Source organism: Pseudomonadales bacterium, assembly GCA_024234165.1.
GTDB lineage: Bacteria > Pseudomonadota > Gammaproteobacteria > Pseudomonadales > UBA5518 > UBA5518.
Genome location: JACKOP010000004.1, coordinates 378,705 through 398,681 on the forward strand (window position 1 = coordinate 378,705; position 19,977 = coordinate 398,681).

Consider the following 19,977-nt stretch of genomic DNA (forward strand, 5'->3'; position numbering starts at 1 on the left):
TGTTCATGCGATGTCGCGACGATCGATCAGCGGCGCAGGCCGAGCCGACCGATCAGTGCAGCGTAGCGCTGCGGGTCCTTGCGCTTCAGGTAGTCGAGCAGGTTGCGTCGCTGGTTGACCATGCGGATCAAGCCACGGCGCGAGTGATGGTCCTTCTTGTGCTCGCCGAAATGCCCCTGGAGCTTGTCGATGTTCGCGCTCAGCAGCGCAACCTGTACCTCCGGCGAACCCGTATCGCCCTCCTTGAGCTGATGGTCCTTGACGATAGTCGCCTTCTCTTCTGCAGACAGTGCCATTTTCCGGTCCTCTTGATGATCAATATGCCATGGCGGCAACGTGCCGCCGCAAACGGAATCCGGGCCGCGCATATTTGCAGCCGGATCGCCCACCACCGCCGTCCTCCGCAGGCCTTGCGGCGACAGCCATTCCCGTACGCCACGCGTATTACGTGGCGCCCATCCTGCGCGGAGCGATGCAGCGGTCGTCGCGCACCTCGCCCACGCCCCTGAACTTCCCGTCCTCGCTCGCGATACGCACCAGTCCTGGCGCCGGCAACCGTGACGCCATCACGGACTGGCCCTGCGCAAGATAGAAGCAGCTCGCTTCCGCGAGCCGCACCTCGGGCAGGTGTGCCAACGCACGCTCTGCAGGCAGCAGCAGGCGGTCGAGCTCCTCGAATGCACGTTCGGCGCGCAACGCCTCCAGGCACTCCAGCGTGATTGCATCCGCGTCCCGGAACGGCCCGGCCTGACTGCGGCGCAACATCGCCACGTGCGCGCCGCAGCCGAGCGCAACACCGATGTCCTCCGCAAGCACGCGCACGTAGGTGCCCTTGCTTGCCAGCACGCGCAGGCGCAGCTCAGCACGCTCACCCGCACGAAATTCCAGGCGCTCCAGCGCATGGATCGTGATACGTCGCGCTTCACGCTCCACGGTCTCGCCCTTGCGCGCGAGCTCGTACAGCGGCACACCACCACGTTTCAGCGCAGAGTACATCGGCGGCACCTGCTCGATGTCGCCGCGAAAGCGCGCGAGCACCGCATCGAGTGCGGCCTCATCCACCACCGCAGCGCTGCGCTCGGCGAGCACTGCCCCGTCGGCGTCACCGGTATCGGTGGTGACTCCCAGGCACAGTGTCGCCACGTATTCCTTGTCCGAATCGAGCAGGAACTGCGACCACTTCGTCGCTTCACCGAAGCACAGCGGCAACACGCCGGTCGCCAGCGGATCGAGGCTGCCCGTATGCCCCGCCTTGCGGGCGAAGTAGATTCCCTTCACACGCTGCAGCGCTGCGTTCGAAGTCATTCCCGCCGGCTTGTCGAGCACCAGAATGCCGTCGACCCGCCGCGCGTTGCTGCGCTTTTTCAATCAGTGGCCCTCATCGCCATCATCGTGCGCGTGGCGCTCGCGATCGTCCGCCACCGCACGCTCGATCAGGTCCGACATCAGCCTCCCGCGCACGACACCGGAGTCGTAGACGAAGCGGAGCCGCGGCACCGTGCGCATGCGTGCATCGTGCGCGATCTGGCTGCGCAGGAAGCCCGCCGCGCGATTCAGCACCTCCAGTGATTCGAGCGCCTCCTGGGCCGAATCCAGCCCCATGAAGGTGACGAACACCGTCGCATGCGCGAGGTCGCGACTCACCTCGACCTCGTTCACGCTGGCCATGCCGATGCGTGGATCGCGGATCTCACGCTGCAGCAGGCGCGCCAGTTCCTGGCGCAGATAGTCGGCAACCCGCTGCGTACGACCGAATTCGCGCGCCATCGACACCCCCTCCCGCCGCCGTCACAGCGTGCGGGCAATCTCGCGCACGCTGTAGACCTCGATCTTGTCGCCTACGCGCACGTCGTTGTAGTTGCGCACGCCGATACCGCACTCGAACCCGTGGCGCACGTCTGCGACGTCTTCCTTGAAGCGACGCAACGACTCCAGCTCGCCCTCGTAGATCACTATGTTGTCGCGCAGCACACGGATCGGCTTGTGGCGGTACACCGTTCCCTCGACGACCATGCAGCCGGCAACCGTACCGAATTTCGGCGAACGGAACGTATCGCGCACCTCCGCGATGCCGAGGATTTCCTCGCGCATCTCGGGGCTGAGCATGCCCCCAAGCGCCTTTTTCACGTCGTCGATCAGGTCGTAGATCACACCGTAGTAGCGCAGATCCACACCTTCGCGCTCGGCCAGACGGCGCGCTGCAACGTCTGCCCGCACGTTGAAGCCGAAGAGCACTGCGCTGGTCGTGATCGCGAGATTCACGTCCGTCTCGGTGATTCCTCCCACCGCACCGGCCACCACGTTCACCCGCACTTCCTCGTTGCCGAGCTCTGCCAACGAGGACTGGATCGCCTCGAGCGAACCCCGCACGTCGGCCTTGACCATGACGTTGAGCGTCTTCGCTTCCTTTGCCATGTCGGCAAACATCGTGTCGAGCCGCGGCGCCTGGCGATGGGCCAGCTTGGACTGGCGACGCTTCATCTCGCGTTGCTGTGCGATCTCGCGCGCCTGCCGTTCACTCTCGAGCACGATGAACGAATCGCCGGCATCCGGCGTGCCGTCCAGCCCGAGGATCTCCACCGGAATCGATGGTCCCGCGTGTTCGATCGTGTGACCGGTTTCGTCGAGCATCGCACGCACACGACCAAACTGCGTACCGGCGAGCACGATCTGGCCCGACTTCAGCACACCGCGCTGCACCAGCAGCGAGGCCACCGAACCGCGTCCCTTGTCCAGGCGCGATTCGATCACCAGACCCTGCGCGGGAACGTCACGCGGCGCCGTCAGCTCGAGCACCTCGGCCTGCAACAGGATCGCATCGAGCAGCTCGTCGATGCCCTGGCCGGTGTGCGCCGAGACTTCCGCAAACTGCGTATCGCCGCCCCATTTTTCGGAGATCACGCCGTGCTGCGACAGTTCGCTGCGCACACGCTCGGGATCAGCCGACGACTTGTCCATCTTGTTGATCGCAACCACCAGCGGCACGTTCGCTGCACGCGCATGCTGGATCGCTTCCTCGGTCTGCGGCATCACCCCGTCATCGGCCGCAACCACCAGCACCACGATATCGGTGCTCTGCGCGCCGCGCGCCCGCATCGCGGTAAATGCCGCGTGACCGGGCGTGTCGAGGAACGTGACCATGCCGTGGGCGGTTTCGACGTGGTATGCACCGATATGCTGCGTGATGCCGCCGGCTTCGCCGTGTGCGACGCGCGTCTCGCGGATGTAGTCCAGCAGCGAGGTCTTGCCGTGGTCGACGTGACCCATCACGGTCACCACCGGTGCGCGCGGCTCCGGCGTTCCTTCGACACCGGTCGCCTTCTCCAGGTCTTCCTCGAAAGCGTCCTCGCGCAACAGACGTACCGTATGGCCCATTTCCTCCACTACCAGCGTCGCCGTCTCCTGGTCGAGCGCCTGGTTGATCGTCGCCATCACACCGAGCTTCATCAGCTCCTTGATGACGGCGGTGGATTTCACCGACATCTTCTGTGCCAGTTCGCCGACCGTGATGGATTCCGGCAATGCAACTTCGTACACCATCTTGTCCGTGGGCAGCTCGAAGCCGTGTTTCAGGTGCTCCGCGTGCGCGGGCTTCAGCTCCCGGCTCTTGCGCTCGCGACGCAGTGCAGCCGCCTCGGCTGCCTCGTATTCGGACTCCGACATCGGAATGGCCGTCGGGCGCAGCAGCGCTTCGCGCTCCCATGAGTTGCCGCGCGCATTCTTCTTCCGTGGCTTCTCGGCCTCACCACTGTCGTCACGCCGGCGCGCACCACGTGCCGGAGGCTTTGCAGCTGCCGCACCAGCACCGCCACCACCGCCACCAGGACGCGGAGCACGTGGCGTCGCCGGCGCCGCAGGGCGCGCAGCGGCGCCTTCCGGCCGCGCCGTCGGCTGCGGCTCGGCACGCTTGCGTGCTTCTTCCTCTTCCTTCTGCTTGCGCGCAAGCGCCAGTGCTTCCTTGCGGGCTCGCTCCTCGGCTTCCTTTTCCTTGCGTCGCGCCGCTGCCGCCTGACGCAGCAGCTCGGGATCGATCATCCGCTTGTCTTCGCGACGCGGGGCTTCCGCGACGGCTACCGCAGGTGTCTCGGCCAGCGGCGCCTCTGCCGGCTCGCCACTGGTGGCGAGTGGCAGCTCTTCGACGACCACGGCTTCGACCGCCTCGACCACTTCCACTGCGTCGACAGGTTCCGGCTCCACCACTTCCGGCAGCATGTCCGGTTCAGGCGCGACCGCTTCCTCGACGAGCACCGCGTCTGCCTGCAGAAGCTCGTCCGCGAAGGTCTCGTCCTCTTCCGCGACGACCGGCTCGACACCCTCGTCGGCATCGCGCTTGATGTAGGTGCGCTTCTTGCGAATCTCGACGTTGACCGTGCGCCGGCCGCCGGTGCCCGCCGAAGTCTTCAGCTTGGTGATCGTGCGACGCTTCAGCGTGATGCGCTTCGACGTTTCGTTGTCTTCGCCGTGCGCGATGCGCAGATGCGACAACAGCGTGTGCTTGTCCTCGTCCGAAACCACCTGCTCGGCATTGCTGTGCACGAGCCCAGCTTCCTTCATTTGCTGCAGCAGGTGCTCCACAGTGACGTTCACCGACTTCGCGAGCTCCGCAACGGTTACTTCAGCCATCAAACTACTCTCCTGCTACGACCCGGTACCGGACCTGGCCAAAGGTCGCCCGCTCATTCCATCGATTCGAACCACGGTGCGCGTGCGGTCATGATCAGCCTTGCCGCACGCTCGGCATCCATTCCTTCGATCTCGAGCAGATCGTCGACGCCCTGCTCGGCGAGATCTTCCATCGTGACGATGCCGTGGCTGGCAAGCTGGAACGCGGTGTGCCGGTCCATGCCTTCCATTTCCAGCAGATCTTCGGCAGGCTCTGCCGCATCGAGACGCTCCTCGGAGGCGATCGCCTGCGTGAGCAGGGCATCCTTGGCCCGGGCACGCAATTCCTCGGCGGTATCCCTGTCGAAACCCTCGATCGCCATCATCTCCTCGAGCGGAACGTAGGCGATTTCCTCGAGCGACGTGAATCCCTCCTCCACCAGCACGAAGGCCACGTCTTCGTCGACGTCCAGCGCCTTCTTGAAGCGCTCGATCGTCGCGCCGGCCTCCTGCTCCTGCTTGACCTGCGCGTCCTCGAGGCTCATCACATTGATGTTCCAGCCGGTGAGCTGGCTGGCGAGACGCACATTCTGCCCGCCACGGCCGATCGCCTGCGCGAGGTTGTCCTCGGCAACCGCCACATCCATGGTGGTGGTGTCCTCGTCGACGACGATCGACTCGACCTCGGCCGGCGCCATCGCGTTGATCACGAGCTGCGCCGGGTTGTCGTCCCACAGCACGATGTCAACACGTTCGCCGTCGAGCTCGTTCGACACCGCCTGTACGCGCGAACCGCGGATACCCACGCAGGCACCGATCGGGTCGATGCGCCCGTCGTTGGTCTTCACGGCGATCTTCGCGCGGGCACCGGGGTCGCGTGCGGCAGCGCGGATCTCGATCACCTGTTCGCTGATCTCGGGCACCTCGATACGAAACAGCTCGATCAGCATCTCGGGGCAGGTACGGCTCATCACGAGCTGCGGACCACGCAACTCCGGGTTGATGGCACTCAGCACCGCACGAATCCGGTCGCCGACACGAAATGTTTCACGTCCGACCAGATGATCGCGTGACAGCAAGCCCTCGGCGCTGCTGCCGAGATCGATGATCACCGCATCGCGCGTCACCTTCTTCACGCTGCCCGCAATCAGTTCACCGACACGATCACGATACTGGTCGACGATCTGTGCACGCTCGGCCTCGCGCACCTTCTGCACGATCACCTGCTTGGCGGTCTGCGCGGCGATACGGCCGAACTCGACATTCTCGACCTGCTCTTCCCAGACATCACCGGCCTGCAGCGCAGGATCCTTTTCGTGTGCCTCCTCCAGCGTGAATTCGGTGCCCAGCGCAGCGAGCACCTCGTCACCGACGACCTTCCAGCTGCGCCAGGTCTGGTAGTCGCCGGTATGCCGGTCGATCACGACACGAATATCCGATTCCTCGTCGTAGCGCTTCTTGGTAGCCGTCGCGAGCGCGAGTTCGATCGCCTCGAAGATGATCCCGGGCGAAACTCCCTTCTCGTTGGAGACCGCTTCGGCTACCTGCAGGATTTCCTTGCTCATCCGTCTCTCCCGATACACACCCGAGCGAGCACGCGTCGTCTCACTCGCCGTCGACCACCAGGTGCGCCTTGCGGATCGCCGCATACGGCACCGCCAGACGCACCTCTTCCGAAACTCCGACTTCCACCTTCTCGTCGTCGGCCGCCAGCAGGGTCCCGGTACAGTTGCGCTGCCCTTGCACCGTGTGCGCCAGACGCAGTTTCACCCGCTCGCCGACATAAGCCCGATACTGCGCAGGCGTGAACAGCGGTCGGTCCCAACCCGGTGACGACACCTCGAGCGTGTAGGCACCAGGAATCGGATCCGCGACATCGAGCGCTCCGCTCGCGTGCTGGCTGACCAGGGCGCAATCATCGACCGTGATGCCGTTTTCGCTGTCGATATAGATACGCAGCAGCGAGTGGCGACCACGCGCAACCAGCTCCACGCCCCACAGCTCGTAGCCGAGTGCCTCGATCACCGGTGCCAGCAACTCGTGCAATTCCTCGACCTGTGTCGACACGAATTTTTCCTGCTCCAGAAACAGAAAATGGGCACACGGCCCACTTCCCTGATACCGACTGCCCGTCCCGGCTCTACGGTTTCATCGCCGCAGGGACCGCCTCATGGCATCGGCAAATCACCTAACAAAAAGCCCCACAAGGGGGCTTTTCCGAAACCCGCCGCCGCAACGGACGAACCGTCACGACACCAGGACTCTGATTTGGTAGCGGGGGCCGGATTTGAACCAACGACCTTCGGGTTATGAGCCCGACGAGCTACCAGACTGCTCCACCCCGCATCTACAAACCGGACTTGCCGGCTCCCTCAAAAGGAGCGCAAGTATATTGAAGCCGTCGTTCCGGGGTCAAGCCCGGAAATTCCGGCAATCCACACATTTCCGCATCACTGCTGCACGAACGTCAGGATGGTGCCCAAGGCCGGACTTGAACCGGCACGGCTTACGCCACTACCCCCTCAAGATAGCGTGTCTACCAATTCCACCACTTGGGCGTGAATCCTGTCGCTCCCCGTTCGCGTGATCTGTCGGGTTGAAACCCGACCTACAACACCTGTCGGGTTGAAACCCGACCTGCAACACCTGTCGGGCTGAAGCCCGACCTACGTCATCTGTCGGGCTGAAGCCCGACCTACACCACCCGTAGGTCGGCATTCATGCCGACGAATTCGCGTAGGTCGGCATTCATGCCGACAGGGCTATGCGGCATTCGTCGGATTGAAATCCGACCCACATGTCGGGTTGCAACCCGACCGCACGGCGTCACGGCGCGGGTGCGGACGGTACATCCTGCGGCGCCGGATTACCAGCCCCCTGGGCGGGAATCTCCGGCTGCGCTGGCGCCGGCGCGGCAGGAACCTCGCTGCCAGCGGACGGAACCTCGTTCGTCGCCTGCTGCGGCAAGTCGCCTGGCAATTCCTGCACCTGGCGCGATTCGGTCACCACCGGAACCGGGATCTGCGCATCGCGTGCTGCTTCTGCCTTGTGCTTTGCCATCACTGCCAGCCCCACGCTGGCGACGAAGAACAGCGTCGCGAGAATCGCCGTCGCACGCGTCAGCACGTTGCCACTGCCCGCCGAACCGAACACCGTCTGGGAGGCACCACTGCCAAACGATGCGCCTGCATCGGCACCCCGCCCCTGTTGCAGCAGGATCAGGCCGGTCATCGCGACCGCCAGCAGCAGATAAACGACCAATATCAACTGTTCCATCACGTTCCTTCCGCGACCATGCAGATCGCCACGAATTCATCGACCGACAGCGACGCACCACCGATCAGTGCGCCGTCGATGTCGGGCTGCGCAAACAACTCGCGCGCATTCCCCGCCCTCACACTGCCGCCGTAGAGAATGCGCACCTCGTCGGCGATCGTTGCGTCCAGTGCACGCAATTGCGTGCGCAGGAACGCATGAACCTCCTGGGCCTGCCCGGGCGTCGCCGTGACCCCGGTTCCGATCGCCCACACCGGCTCGTATGCCAGCACACACTGCTTCAGACCAGCTGCACCGAGCACCGCGCCGATCACCGCGAGCTGCCGCTCGACCACCGCGAACTGCTGCCCGCGTGCCCGTTCTCCGGCATCCTCACCGACACACACGATCGGACACAGCCCTTCGCGCAGCGCGGCGGCAGCCTTCTCAGCAACGTCGGCATCGGTCTCGCGATAATCGCGACGCCGCTCGGAATGCCCCACGATCACGTAGCGGCATCCCGCCTCGTGCAGCATCGCACCCGATACTTCGCCGGTATACGCACCTTCCACACCCGGATGCAGGTTCTGGCCGCCGAGACCTATCGCAGCATCCGCGATCATGTCCGCAGCAGGCGCCAGCATCGGGAACGGTGGACACAGTACCACTTCGACCGTTGCCGGACCCTTGGCGCGTAACTCCATGATCACTTCGCGCAGCACGGCGCGAGTCCCACACATCTTCCAGTTGCCGGCTACCAGCGTCCGTCGCACGGCGTCCCCCTGCAAAAGCGGGCGCAGATGGTAACTACATCCCCTTCGGGACACAAGAAACCCGCCCGGATGACGATCAGGGCGCCCGGCTCAGGACGCAACTGCACGCACCACATCGGCCAGCGCCTGCGCATGACGCTCGACTTCAACGGCGTCGCTACCCTCGACCATCACGCGAATCACCGGCTCGGTACCCGAGGCACGCAGCAGCACGCGACCACGCTCGCCGAGCTGATTTTCCACCACGCGCACGGCGTCGCCGATTGCACCGTTGCCCGCCAGTTCGGCCTGGCGCCCCACGCGCACATTGATCATCGTCTGCGGGAACTTGCTCACCCGGCTGCGCAGCGCCTGCAGGCTCTCGCCCCGCGCGCTCATCGCAGCCAGCACACGCAGCGCCGACACGATGCCGTCACCGGTGGTCGTGACGTCGCGGCAGATGATATGGCCCGACGATTCACCGCCGAGACGCCAGCCCCTCTGCTCCATCATTTCCAGCACGTAGCGGTCACCGACCTTGGCACGCGCAAACGGAATGCCCAGCTCGCGCAGCGCCACCTCCATGCCGAGGTTGCTCATCAGCGTTCCCACCACGCCGGCACACTGGCCACTCGCGCGCTGCTGTTCGGCGGCGATGATGTACAGCAACTCGTCACCGTCGACGATGACTCCGGCATGGTCGACGCAGATCAGCCGATCACCGTCGCCATCGAGCGCGATACCCATGTCCGCACGGTGCTCGAGCACCGCATCCACCAGCGCCTGCGGCGACGTGGAGCCGGCATCGCGATTGATGTTGAACCCGTCGGGCTCCACGCCGAGCGCCACCACGTCGGCGCCGAGTTCCTCGAAAACCGCCGGCGCCACGTGGTAGGTCGCACCGTGGGCACAGTCGATCACGATCTTCAGACCATCGAGCGTTGCCTCGGCCGGGAACGTGCCCTTGCAGTACTCGATGTAGCGCCCCGCAGCGTCGCTGAGACGCGTCACCTTGCCAAGCCCGCTCGAGTCGCGCGTCTGCATCGGCCGGTCGATCTCGTCCTCGATCTCTTGCTCGATCGCATCGGGCAGTTTGGTGCCCTGCGACGAGAAGAACTTGATGCCGTTGTCGTCGAACGGGTTGTGCGAGGCGCTGATCACGATGCCGGCCGCCGCGCGGAAGGTGCGCGTCAGGTACGCAACCGCCGGAGTCGGCATCGGGCCGAGCAGCGAGACGTCGAGCCCGGCCGCAACCAGCCCCGCCTCGAGCGCCGACTCGAACATGTAGCCCGAGATGCGGGTGTCCTTGCCGATCAGCACCAGGTTACTGGTACGCGACCCCGACCCATGGCGCGCCAGTACACGCCCCGCGGCCCAGCCGAGCTTGAGAATGAAGTCCGGAGTGATCGGCTCGACGCCGACCTTGCCGCGAATACCATCCGTTCCGAAGAATTTCCTGCTCATCCCGATACCGCTCCCTGATCGACTGCCGCGACGACCTTCAGTGCATCACACGTGGCGGCCACGTCGTGGCTGCGCACGATCCGTGCACCCGCATGCGCGGCAAGTGTAGCCAACGCAAGCCCTCCCGGCAGGCGTCCACGCACCGTACGTGCGGTAATTCGGCCGATCATCGACTTGCGCGACATGCCGACAAGCAGTGGGTAGCCGCAGTGCGCCAGCACCGGCAGATAGCGCACCAGCGCCAGATTGTGCGCAAGGGTCTTGCCGAAGCCGAAGCCCGGGTCGATCACGATGTGCTCGCGCCCGATGCCCAGGTCTTCGCACGCTGCTGCACGCGCGAGCAGGAAGGCGCGCACCTCGGCGCAGACATCGTCGTAGCGGGGCTCGTCCTGCATCGTCCCGGGGTCGCCACGCATGTGCATCAGGCACACTGCCATGCCGGCATCACGCACTGCCGCCATCGCACCTTCACGGCCCAGCGCGCGCACGTCGTTGACCATGCCGGCGCCGAGCACCGCTGCCTCGCGTATCAGGCGCGGGCTGCTGGTATCGACCGAGACCACGGTATCGAAGCGTGCCAGCAGCGCGTCGACCACTGGCAGGACGCGATCGATCTCCTCCTGCTCGCCAACCCGTGCCGCACCCGGGCGGGTCGATTCGCCGCCGACGTCGATGATCGCCGCGCCACCGGCAACCATCCTCGCGGCACGGCGCAGCACGCGATCGATATGCGGGCGTGCATCGAGCAGCAACTCTCCGCCGTCGGAAAACGAATCGGGGGTGATGTTGAGGACACCCATCACGCGCGGGTACGACAGATCGAGCACGCGGCCCGCGCAGTGCAGCAGCATGTCAGGCAGTCTGTGCGGCAGCGCCCGCAACCGGCACTAGTGCTCCCCGGCCGGCCCGCCGATCGGACCACCCGCCGGCTTGTCGTCAGCGCGCGGCACGTCTCCGCTTGTGGGCGGTGCGGCCGGGCGGCCACCACCGCGGTCACTCCAGTGCACCGGGGGCTGCGCGTTGCGGCCAGCCATGATCGCGTCGATCTGCTCGGTGTCCAGCGTTTCGTACTGCACCAGCGCCTCGGCCATCGCGTGCAGCTTGTCGATGTTGTCGACCAGGAGCTTGCGCGCCGTCGCATAGGCTTCGTCGACGATCCGCCGTACCTCCTCGTCGATTTTCTTCGCGGTGTCGTCGGAAGTGTGCTTGGACCCCATCGCGGCAGCACGCCCGAGGAACACCTCCTCCTGCGATTCGTCGTACAGCAACGGCCCCATGCGCTCCGACAGACCCCACTTGGTCACCATGTTGCGGGCGATCTCGGTGGCACGCTGGATGTCGTTGCTCGCGCCGGTGGTGATTCCGTCGGCGCCCAGGATCAGCTCCTCGGCGATACGGCCACCGAACAGGCTGCAGATCATGCTGGTCAGCGCCCGTCGGCTGTGCGAGTACCTGTCCTCCTCCGGCAGGAACATCGTCACGCCCAGCGCGCGCCCGCGCGGGATGATGCTGACCTTGTAGACCGGATCGTGCTCGGGAACCAGGCGCCCGACGATCGTATGCCCGGCTTCGTGGTAGGCCGTATTGCGCCGCTCCTTCTCGGACATGACCATCGACTTGCGCTCGGCGCCCATCATGATCTTGTCCTTGGCGAGGTCGAACTCGTGCATCGAGACCATGCGGTGGTCGGCACGTGCGGCGAACAGCGCGGCCTCGTTGACCAGGTTCGCCAGGTCCGCGCCGGAAAAACCGGGCGTACCACGCGCGATGATCGCCGGATCCACATCGTCGCCCAGCGGCACGCGGCGCATGTGCACCTTCAGGATCTGCTCCCGGCCACGAATGTCCGGCAGCCCCACCACCACCTGGCGGTCGAAGCGACCCGGGCGCAGCAGCGCCGGGTCGAGTACGTCGGGCCGGTTCGTGGCGGCGATCACGATGATGCCGTCGTTCGGCTCGAAGCCGTCCATTTCGACCAGCAACTGGTTCAGCGTCTGCTCGCGTTCGTCGTGACCACCGCCCAGGCCGGCACCACGGTGACGGCCCACGGCGTCGATCTCGTCGATGAAAATGATACACGGCGACTGCTTTTTCGCCTGGTCGAACATGTCGCGCACGCGCGAGGCGCCCACACCGACGAACATCTCGACGAAGTCCGAACCCGAAATCGAGAAGAACGGCACCTTGGCCTCGCCGGCGATCGCCTTCGCGAGCAGCGTCTTGCCGGTGCCGGGCGGTCCGACCAGCAACACACCACGCGGGATGCGCCCGCCGAGCTTCTGGAACTTGCTCGGCTCGCGCAGAAACTCGACCAGCTCCTGCACGTCTTCCTTCGCTTCCTCCACGCCCGCCACGTCGGCAAACGTGGTCTTGATCTGGTCTTCGGACAGCAACCTCGCCTTGCTCTTGCCGAAGCTCATCGGGCCGCCGCGCCCGCCCGCACCGCCCTGCATCTGGCGCATGAACAGCATGAACACCGCGATGATGATCAGGATCGGGAACGAGGCGACCAGCAACTGCGACCACAGGCTCTGCTGCTCGGGCTTGCGACCTTCGATGGCGACACGGTGATCGAGCAGGTCGCCCATCAGACCGCTGTCCGTGACCTGCGGCCGCACGACTTCGAACCGGCTGCCGTCCTCGCGCTCGCCGACGATCAGCAGGCCGTCGATCACGACCTTGCGAACGCGATCGCCCTGCACCTGCTCGAGGAAATCGCTGTAACTCACCTGCTCGCGCTGCGGCTGCATGTTGAAGTTCTGGAACACCGTCAGCAGCACCGCTGCGATGACCACCCACAACAGCAGATTTTTCAGCATATCGTTCAACGTCCTGCCCTCAACGGGTCGCGCACCCGCGCGCGTAAAACCGTAAAACCTGGTGCCACTTTACACCATCGCCGTTCGCACACCGCACACCCCCGTCGGCATGAATGCCGACCTACGTCGATGCGCCGTCCGGACAGCCCCGTCGGCATGAATGCCGACCTGCGCCGATGCGGCGTCCGCACATCCCTGTCGGCATGAATGCCGACCTGCGCCGATGCGCCGTCCGCACATCCCTGTCGGCATGAATGCCGACCTGCGTCGATGCGGCGTCCAGACATCCCCGTCGGCATGAATGCCGACCTACGCCGATGCGGCGTCCGCACATCCCCGTCGGCATGAATGCCGACCTGCGCCGATGCGGCGTCCGCACATCCCTGTCGGCATGAATGCCGACCTGCGCCGATGCGGCGTTCGGACATCCCCTGTCGGCATGAATGCCGACCTACGTCGATGCGGCGTCCGGACAGCCCTGTCGGCATGAATGCCGACCTACGTCGATCCGCGATCCGTAGGTCGGGTTTCAACCCGACACGTGGGTCGGATTTCAATCCGACGGGCTGCCACGGAACCCGCGGGCCACCACATACACCTCGCGCGAGCGGTCACGTGAGGCATCGGGCTTGCGCGTCAGCACGTGCGTGAAGGCAGCGCGCAAGACCTTCACGTACGCATCGAAGCCCTCTCCGTGAAATATCTTGCAGACGAACACCCCTCCCGGCTTCAGCACCCTCGTTGCCAGATCGAGCGCGAGCTCCGCCAGCAGCATCGAGCGCGGCTGGTCGACATCGCGGATACCACTCATATTGGGGGCCATGTCCGACATTACAAGGTCGACGCGTCGCTCGCCGAGCACACCCAGCACCTGCTCGAACACCGCGTCTTCGGTGAAGTCGCCCTGCACGAAGCTCACGCCTGCGATCGGGTCCATCGGCAGTATGTCCGACGCCACCACCAGCCCACGGTCGCCGACCAGATCCGCTGCCACCTGGCTCCAGCCACCGGGTGCCGCGCCCAGGTCGACGACCACGTCGCCCGCACGCAGCAGACGGTCGCCTTGCTGCAGCTCGAGCAATTTGTAACTGGCCCGCGAACGGTAGCCCTCGGCACGCGAACGCTGCACGTAGCGATCGGCATGATGCTCGCGCAACCATCGGCCGCTGCTCTTCGACCTCGCCACTGCTGCCCCCCCGCACCGGTGCCGCTGTCGGCAACCAGCGGTCTTGAAATCGACGTTCGAACGCATATTGCAGCATCTGATCGCACGAACAGCTCAGGATCAGCACAAATTACGCCAAAAGCCTGGCAGTGGATCTGCCCATGCGCAGGCTACAATGCCGCCCCAGCCAAGCCGACCGGAACCTGCCCGTATGCCCATCGACCCGGAATTCAGGAAAAAGCTGCGCGGTCTCGGCCACGCACTGCACCCGGTGGTGACGGTGGCAGGCAATGGCCTCAGCGAGACCGTCCGGGCCGAAATCGAACGTGCGCTGCACGATCACGAGCTGATCAAGGTCAAGCTGGTCATTGCCGAGCGCGATCTGCGTCACCAGCTCGTGCGGCAGATCGCCACCGATTTCCGCGCCGAGGTGGTGCAGGAAATCGGCAAGGTGGTGCTGGTCTACCGCCGCAATCCCGAACCCAATCCGCGTTTGACGAAGGTGCCCCGGTCGATGTAGGGCGGGATTTATTCCGACGAACGACGCATAACGCTGTCGGCATGAATGCCGACCCACGAACACCCTGTCGGCATGAATGCCGACCCACGAACACGCTGTCGGCATGAATGCCGACCTACGAACATTCTGTCGGCATGAATGCCGACCCACGAACATTCTGTCGGCATGAATGCCGACCTACGGACATTCTGTCGGCATGAATGCCGACCTACGCCAATTGAATGCCGACCTACGTGGGTCGGATTTCAATCCGACATGCGGGGTCAGATGTGCTGCGTGGCGACGATCTCGTACTCGGTGTCGCCGCCCGGGGTGCGTACCATGACGACGTCGCCGATTTCCTTGCCGATCAGCGAGCGGGCGAGCGGCGAGGTCACCGAAATCTTGTTGTCGCGCACCGACGCTTCATCCTCGCCGACGATGCGATAGCGCAGCGTGTCGTTGGTCTCGAGGTTCAGGATCGCGACCGTCGCGCCGAAGATCACGCGGCCGGTCTCGGGAATCTTCGTGACATCGATGATCTGCGCGCCCGCGAGCTTCGACTCGATGTCGTTGATGCGCGCCTCGACGAAGCCCTGCTGCTCGCGCGCGGCGTGATACTCCGCGTTCTCCTTCAGGTCGCCGTGCTCGCGCGCCTCGGCGATCGCCTTCGAGATGCGCGGCCGCTCGACGCGCTTCAACTGATCGAGCTCCTCGCGCAGGCGCTCGGAACCCTCCACCGTCATCGGAACCCGTGCGGCCATCAGCCCGTCCTCCCGCCGTGAATCTCCTGCAGACAGCGCACGCTGGTGTCCGGACCGTGGCGCAGCGCCATGCACACCGCCTCACCGCCGGCCAGCGTGGTCGTGTAGTACACGTCGTAGGCCTGCGCGCTCGAGCGGATCGTCGAGGAATCGGCGATCGCCTGCCGCCCCTCGGTGGTGTTGATGATCAACTGGATGCGTTCGTTCTTGATCATGTCGACGATGTGCGGGCGACCTTCGCGCACCTTGTTCACCACCTCGACCGCAATCCCGGCCTCCGCAATGCCGGCCGCGGTACCGCGCGTGGCGACCAGGCTGAAACCCATGTCGACCAGATCACGCGCCACGCCGATCACGCCCGGCTTGTCGGCGTCACGCACGCTGATGAAGACCACGCCGCTGCGCGGCAGCTCCTCGCCGGCGGCGACCTGCGCCTTCAGGAAGGCCTCGGCAAACGTCGCTCCCACGCCCATCACCTCGCCGGTGGATTTCATCTCCGGCCCCAGGATCGGGTCGATGCCGGGGAACTTGTTGAACGGAAACACCGATTCCTTGACGTTGAAGAGCTGCGGAATCGCCTCTTCGGTGAAGCCCTGCGCCGCGAGCGACACGCCCGCCTGGCAACGCGCGGCGATCTTCGCCAGCGAGCGCCCGATGCACTTCGAGACGAACGGCACCGTGCGCGAAGCACGCGGGTTCACCTCGATCACGTACACCTTGCCTTCCTGCCACGCGAGCTGCACGTTCATCAGCCCCACCACGCCCAGCTCACGCGCCATGCGGATCACGATCTCGCGCATCTCGGCCTGCACGGAGGCCGGCAGGCTGTACGGCGGCAACGAGCACGCCGAGTCTCCCGAGTGGATTCCTGCCTGCTCGATGTGCTGCATGATCGCACCGATCACCACCCGCTCGCCGTCGGATACCGCGTCGATGTCGACCTCGATCGCCGAGCGCAGGAACAGGTCGAGCAGGATCGGTGCATCCTCCGAAACCCGCACCGCCTCGCGCATGTAGGTACGCAGTTCCTCGGGCCGATACACGATCTCCATCGCGCGCCCGCCGAGCACGTACGACGGCCGTACCACCAGCGGATAACCGATGCGCTCGGCCGCCACTTCGGCCTCCTCTTCCGAGCGCACGATCGCGTTCGCCGGCTGCAACAGCCCGAGCTTGTCGATCATCTGCTGGAAGCGCTCGCGGTCCTCGGCGCGATCGATCGCATCCGGCGTGGTGCCGATGATCGGCACGCCGGCAGCGTACAGCGCACGCGCAAGCTTCAGCGGCGTCTGACCGCCGAACTGCACGATCACGCCCTCCGGACGCTCGACGTGCACGATCTCGAGCACGTCCTCGAGCGTCACCGGCTCGAAGTACAGACGATCCGACGTGTCGTAGTCGGTGGAGACGGTCTCCGGGTTGCAGTTGACCATGATGGTCTCGTAGCCGTCCTCGCGCATCGCGAGTGCCGCATGCACGCAGCAGTAGTCGAACTCGATGCCCTGCCCGATGCGGTTCGGCCCGCCGCCGAGCACCATGATCTTGCGCCGCGCGCTCGGCGCCGCCTCGCACTCCTCCTCGTAGGCGGAGTACATGTAGGCGGTCGCCGACGCGAATTCGCCGGCGCAGGTATCGACGCGCTTGTACACCGGGCGGATGCCGAACGCATGCCGGCACTCGCGTACCGCACGCTCGCTCGCGCCGAGCAGGTCCGCGAGCCGGCGGTCGGAGAAACCCTTGCGCTTCAGGCGCCGCAGTTCCGCCGCCTCCAGGCTCGCCAGCGCCCGGTGGGCAAGCGCAGTTTCCTCGCGCACGATGTCCTCGATCTGCACCAGGAACCACGGGTCGACCGCCGACAGTTCGTATAGCTCGGCGAGCGAGAAACCGGCGCGAAAACCGTCGGCCAGGTACCACAGCCGCGCAGCGCCGGGATTGCGGATATCACCGCGCAGGCGCTCGAGCGTGGCCTCGTCGTGCGAGTGCACGTGCGGTTCGAAGCCCGCCGAACCCACTTCAAGGCCGCGCATCGCCTTCTGCAGCGACTCCTGAAACGTGCGCCCGATCGCCATCACCTCGCCGACCGACTTCATCTGCGTCGTCAGGCGCGTATCGGCAGTGGCGAACTTCTCGAACGTGAACCGCGGCACCTTGGTCACCACGTAGTCGATCGACGGCTCGAACGACGCCGGCGTGGCACCACCGGTGATCTCGTTGCGCAGCTCGTCGAGCGTGTAGCCCACGGCGAGCTTCGCCGCAACCTTCGCGATCGGGAAGCCGGTGGCCTTGGACGCAAGCGCCGAGGAACGCGACACGCGCGGGTTCATCTCGATCACGACCAGACGGCCGCTGCTTGGATCGACCGCGAACTGCACGTTCGAGCCGCCGGTTTCCACCCCGATCTCGCGCAGGATCGCGATCGAGGCGTTGCGCATGAGCTGGTATTCCTTGTCGGTCAGCGTCTGCGCCGGCGCCACGGTGATCGAGTCGCCGGTATGCACGCCCATCGCGTCGAAGTTCTCGATCGAGCAGATGATGATGCAGTTGTCGGCGCGATCGCGCACGACCTCCATCTCGAACTCCTTCCAGCCGATCAGCGACTCGTCGATCAGCAGTTCGTGCGTCGGCGACAGCGCCAGGCCACGCTCGCAGATCTCCTCGAATTCCTCGCGGTTGTACGCGATGCCGCCACCCGAGCCGCCCATCGTGAACGAGGGACGGATGATGCACGGGAAGCCGACGCTGTCGACCACCTGCAGCGCCTCTTCCATGCTGTGCACGAGGGCGTTGCGCGGTGTTTCGAGCCCGATCGCCTTCATCGCACGGTCGAACTTCTGCCGGTCCTCGGCCTTGTCGATCGCCTCGCGCGTGGCGCCGATCAGCGTCACACCGAACTTCTCGAGGATGCCCTCGCGCGCCAGGTCGAGCGCGCAGTTGAGTGCGGTCTGCCCGCCCATGGTCGGCAGCAGTGCATCGGGGCGCTCGCGCTCGATGATGCTCGCCACCGTGCGCCAGTTGACCGGCTCGATGTAGGTGGCGTCGGCCATCGCCGGGTCGGTCATGATCGTCGCCGGGTTCGAGTTCACCAGCACGACGCGATAGCCTTCCTCGCGCAGCGCCTTGCAGGCCTGCGCCCCGGAGTAGTCGAACTCGCAGGCCTGCCCGATCACGATGGGACCGGCGCCGATGATCAGGATCGAATGGATGTCGGTGCGTTTTGGCATGCTCGGTACCCGATCGGATTCAACACAGGACGCCTCGCGGCGTCACGGACTCACGCGCCACGGCGCGCCAGCATCAACTCCACGAAATGCGCGAACAGCCCGCTCGCATCGTGCGGTCCGGGCTTGGCTTCCGGATGCCCCTGGAAACTGAACGCGGGACAGTCGTTACGCGCGATGCCCTGCAGCGAGCCGTCGAACAGCGAACGGTGCGTGGCGTGCAGCGTGGGCGGCAGCGTGGCCTCGTCGGCGGCAAAGCCGTGATTCTGGCTGGTGATCATCACCGTGCCACGCGCCGTATCCAGCACCGGATGGTTCGCGCCGTGGTGGCCGAACTTCATCTTCACGGTGCGTGCACCGCTCGCGAGCGCCAGCAACTGGTGCCCCAGGCAGATGCCGAACACCGGAATGCCGGCATCGAGGATCGCGCGGATCGCGCGGATCGCGTAATCACAAGGCTCCGGGTCGCCAGGGCCGTTCGAGAGAAACACCCCGTCGGGGTGCATCGCCAGCACCTCGGCGGCGGGAGTTTCGGCAGGCACCACCGTCAGCGCACAACCATGGTCCACCAGCGTGCGCAGGATGTTGCGCTTCACGCCGTAGTCGTAGGCCACCACCTTGAAGCGTGCCGGCGGCGCGGCCTGGTGGCCGTGCCCCAGCTCCCACGACCCCTCGCTCCACACGTAGGGCTTGTCAGTGCTCACTACCTTGGCGAGATCCATGCCCTGCAGGCCCGGAAACGCACGCGCGGTGGCCAAGGCCTGCGCCTCGTCGACGTCGCCCGCCATGATGCAGCCGCTCTGTGCACCGGTCTCGCGCAGGATGCGTGTGAGCCGGCGCGTGTCGATGTCGGCAATGCCGACCACACCGCGCTCGGTCAGATAGTCGGAAAGCGTCTGTTCGCTGCGGAAGTTGCTGGCGAGCAGCGGCAGGTCGCGGATGACCAGACCTGCCGCCCACACCCGAGCAGACTCCTCGTCCTCGCGGTTGACGCCGGTGTTGCCGATGTGCGGATAGGTCAGCGTGATGATCTGCCGCGCGTAGGAAGGGTCGGTCAGGATCTCCTGATAACCCGTCATCGCCGTGTTGAACACCACTTCACCGCTGCTGATGCCTGCTGCACCGATCGAGACACCACGGAACAGACTGCCGTCTGCGAGCGCGAGAACGGCCGGCCGATGGAGCTCGGTAGTCAATGGTTTCTCCTCGTGTGGTCGCGGCGGCAGAGCCACCCGGAAAGGTTTTCCGGCAGCCCGGGGAAGCGCAGCGCAGGCATCGAGACAACGGATCCCTGACCTGAAAGGGTGAGGCCAACCGACGGGAGCCCCGTACCGGAATCCGATTCAGACGCCGTCTCGCTTGCGGTTGCCCGACTCAAGCCAGCGAAAATCTGAGCGGGCATTCTATGGGAATGCCGCCCTCAAAAAAAGCGCGGCAAA

The 19,977-nt window shown here is 65.4% G+C and carries 16 protein-coding genes and 2 tRNA genes; 1 reads left to right on the plus strand and 17 read right to left on the minus strand.

Features of this window, described 5'->3' with window-relative positions; genetic code table 11:
• Positions 1–26: 26 nt before the first annotated feature.
• From rpsO to rlmE, 14 genes are all read right to left on the minus strand, one after another.
• The gene (gene rpsO / locus H7A12_14565; GenBank protein MCP5322023.1) at positions 27–296 is read right to left on the minus strand and encodes a 30S ribosomal protein S15; all 270 of its coding nucleotides are present in this window, start codon (positions 294–296) and stop codon (positions 27–29) included.
• A gap of 148 nt (positions 297–444) precedes the next feature.
• Entirely contained in the window at positions 445–1,368 is a 924-nt protein-coding gene (truB, locus tag H7A12_14570; GenBank protein MCP5322024.1) for a tRNA pseudouridine(55) synthase TruB, read from the minus strand.
• Positions 1,369–1,767: a 30S ribosome-binding factor RbfA gene (gene rbfA / locus H7A12_14575; GenBank protein MCP5322025.1), complete on the minus strand. Its 399-nt coding sequence runs from the start codon at positions 1,765–1,767 to the stop codon at positions 1,369–1,371.
• Between the two features lie 21 nt (positions 1,768–1,788).
• Entirely contained in the window at positions 1,789–4,623 is a 2,835-nt protein-coding gene (gene infB / locus H7A12_14580) for a translation initiation factor IF-2 (GenBank protein ID MCP5322026.1), read from the minus strand.
• Between the two features lie 53 nt (positions 4,624–4,676).
• Positions 4,677–6,167 (minus strand): transcription termination/antitermination protein NusA, encoded by a 1,491-nt coding sequence (gene nusA, locus H7A12_14585; protein MCP5322027.1) that lies wholly within the window; start codon positions 6,165–6,167, stop codon positions 4,677–4,679.
• 40 nt (positions 6,168–6,207) lie between these two features.
• Positions 6,208–6,669, minus strand: a complete 462-nt coding sequence (gene rimP / locus H7A12_14590; GenBank protein MCP5322028.1) for a ribosome maturation factor RimP — start codon at positions 6,667–6,669, stop codon at positions 6,208–6,210.
• A 202-nt stretch (positions 6,670–6,871) separates the two neighbouring features.
• A tRNA-Met gene (locus H7A12_14595) sits at positions 6,872–6,948 on the minus strand.
• Positions 6,949–7,075: 127 nt separating this feature from the next.
• A tRNA-Leu gene (locus H7A12_14600) sits at positions 7,076–7,160 on the minus strand.
• 268 nt (positions 7,161–7,428) lie between these two features.
• Complete coding sequence (gene secG, locus H7A12_14605) at positions 7,429–7,878, minus strand: preprotein translocase subunit SecG (GenBank protein MCP5322029.1); 450 nt, start codon at positions 7,876–7,878, stop codon at positions 7,429–7,431.
• Positions 7,878–8,630 (minus strand): triose-phosphate isomerase, encoded by a 753-nt coding sequence (locus H7A12_14610; GenBank protein ID MCP5322030.1) that lies wholly within the window; start codon positions 8,628–8,630, stop codon positions 7,878–7,880. The genes secG and H7A12_14610 overlap by 1 nt, the downstream gene beginning before the upstream one ends.
• A 90-nt stretch (positions 8,631–8,720) precedes the next feature.
• A complete protein-coding gene (glmM, locus tag H7A12_14615; GenBank protein ID MCP5322031.1) occupies positions 8,721–10,073 on the minus strand; it encodes a phosphoglucosamine mutase in 1,353 nt (450 codons plus the stop codon).
• Positions 10,070–10,924 carry a dihydropteroate synthase gene (gene folP / locus H7A12_14620; protein ID MCP5322032.1) on the minus strand — a complete coding sequence of 285 codons (855 nt, stop codon included), beginning with the start codon at positions 10,922–10,924 and terminating at the stop codon, positions 10,070–10,072. Before folP ends, glmM begins: the two co-directional genes overlap by 4 nt.
• 36 nt (positions 10,925–10,960) lie before the next feature.
• Positions 10,961–12,892, minus strand: coding sequence for an ATP-dependent metallopeptidase FtsH/Yme1/Tma family protein (locus H7A12_14625; GenBank protein ID MCP5322033.1), 1,932 nt, complete (start codon positions 12,890–12,892; stop codon positions 10,961–10,963).
• A gap of 553 nt (positions 12,893–13,445) precedes the next feature.
• A complete protein-coding gene (rlmE, locus tag H7A12_14630) occupies positions 13,446–14,078 on the minus strand; it encodes a 23S rRNA (uridine(2552)-2'-O)-methyltransferase RlmE (GenBank protein MCP5322034.1) in 633 nt (210 codons plus the stop codon).
• A gap of 190 nt (positions 14,079–14,268) precedes the next feature.
• Here rlmE and H7A12_14635 point away from each other — a divergent pair, with 190 nt between their 5' ends.
• The gene (locus tag H7A12_14635; protein MCP5322035.1) at positions 14,269–14,577 is read left to right on the plus strand and encodes a YhbY family RNA-binding protein; all 309 of its coding nucleotides are present in this window, start codon (positions 14,269–14,271) and stop codon (positions 14,575–14,577) included.
• A 263-nt stretch (positions 14,578–14,840) separates the two neighbouring features.
• Here the strand turns inward: H7A12_14635 and greA are convergent, their stop codons facing one another.
• Genes greA through carA form a run of 3 tightly spaced genes read right to left on the minus strand, consistent with a single transcriptional unit; the run spans position 14,841 to position 19,734 of the window.
• Positions 14,841–15,320, minus strand: a complete 480-nt coding sequence (gene greA, locus H7A12_14640) for a transcription elongation factor GreA (GenBank protein ID MCP5322036.1) — start codon at positions 15,318–15,320, stop codon at positions 14,841–14,843.
• Positions 15,320–18,541 carry a carbamoyl-phosphate synthase large subunit gene (gene carB / locus H7A12_14645; GenBank protein MCP5322037.1) on the minus strand — a complete coding sequence of 1,074 codons (3,222 nt, stop codon included), beginning with the start codon at positions 18,539–18,541 and terminating at the stop codon, positions 15,320–15,322. The genes greA and carB overlap by 1 nt, the downstream gene beginning before the upstream one ends.
• 50 nt (positions 18,542–18,591) lie before the next feature.
• A complete protein-coding gene (gene carA, locus H7A12_14650; GenBank protein MCP5322038.1) occupies positions 18,592–19,734 on the minus strand; it encodes a glutamine-hydrolyzing carbamoyl-phosphate synthase small subunit in 1,143 nt (380 codons plus the stop codon).
• Between the last annotated feature and the right edge of the window lie 243 nt (positions 19,735–19,977).

Excerpts from the sequence above, each read along its gene's own strand:
- rpsO (MCP5322023.1), bottom strand. The coding sequence starts at position 296 with ATGGCACTGTCTGCAGAAGAGAAGGCGACTATCGTCAAGGACCATCAG.
- rbfA (MCP5322025.1), bottom strand. The coding sequence starts at position 1,767 with ATGGCGCGCGAATTCGGTCGTACGCAGCGGGTTGCCGACTATCTGCGC.
- infB (MCP5322026.1), bottom strand. The coding sequence starts at position 4,623 with ATGGCTGAAGTAACCGTTGCGGAGCTCGCGAAGTCGGTGAACGTCACT.
- nusA (MCP5322027.1), bottom strand. The coding sequence starts at position 6,167 with ATGAGCAAGGAAATCCTGCAGGTAGCCGAAGCGGTCTCCAACGAGAAG.
- secG (MCP5322029.1), bottom strand. The coding sequence starts at position 7,878 with ATGGAACAGTTGATATTGGTCGTTTATCTGCTGCTGGCGGTCGCGATG.
- glmM (MCP5322031.1), bottom strand. The coding sequence starts at position 10,073 with ATGAGCAGGAAATTCTTCGGAACGGATGGTATTCGCGGCAAGGTCGGC.
- folP (MCP5322032.1), bottom strand. The coding sequence starts at position 10,924 with ATGCTGCTGCACTGCGCGGGCCGCGTGCTCGATCTGTCGTACCCGCGC.
- H7A12_14625 (MCP5322033.1), bottom strand. The coding sequence starts at position 12,892 with ATGCTGAAAAATCTGCTGTTGTGGGTGGTCATCGCAGCGGTGCTGCTG.
- H7A12_14635 (MCP5322035.1), top strand. The coding sequence starts at position 14,269 with ATGCCCATCGACCCGGAATTCAGGAAAAAGCTGCGCGGTCTCGGCCAC.
- greA (MCP5322036.1), bottom strand. The coding sequence starts at position 15,320 with ATGGCCGCACGGGTTCCGATGACGGTGGAGGGTTCCGAGCGCCTGCGC.
- carB (MCP5322037.1), bottom strand. The coding sequence starts at position 18,541 with ATGCCAAAACGCACCGACATCCATTCGATCCTGATCATCGGCGCCGGT.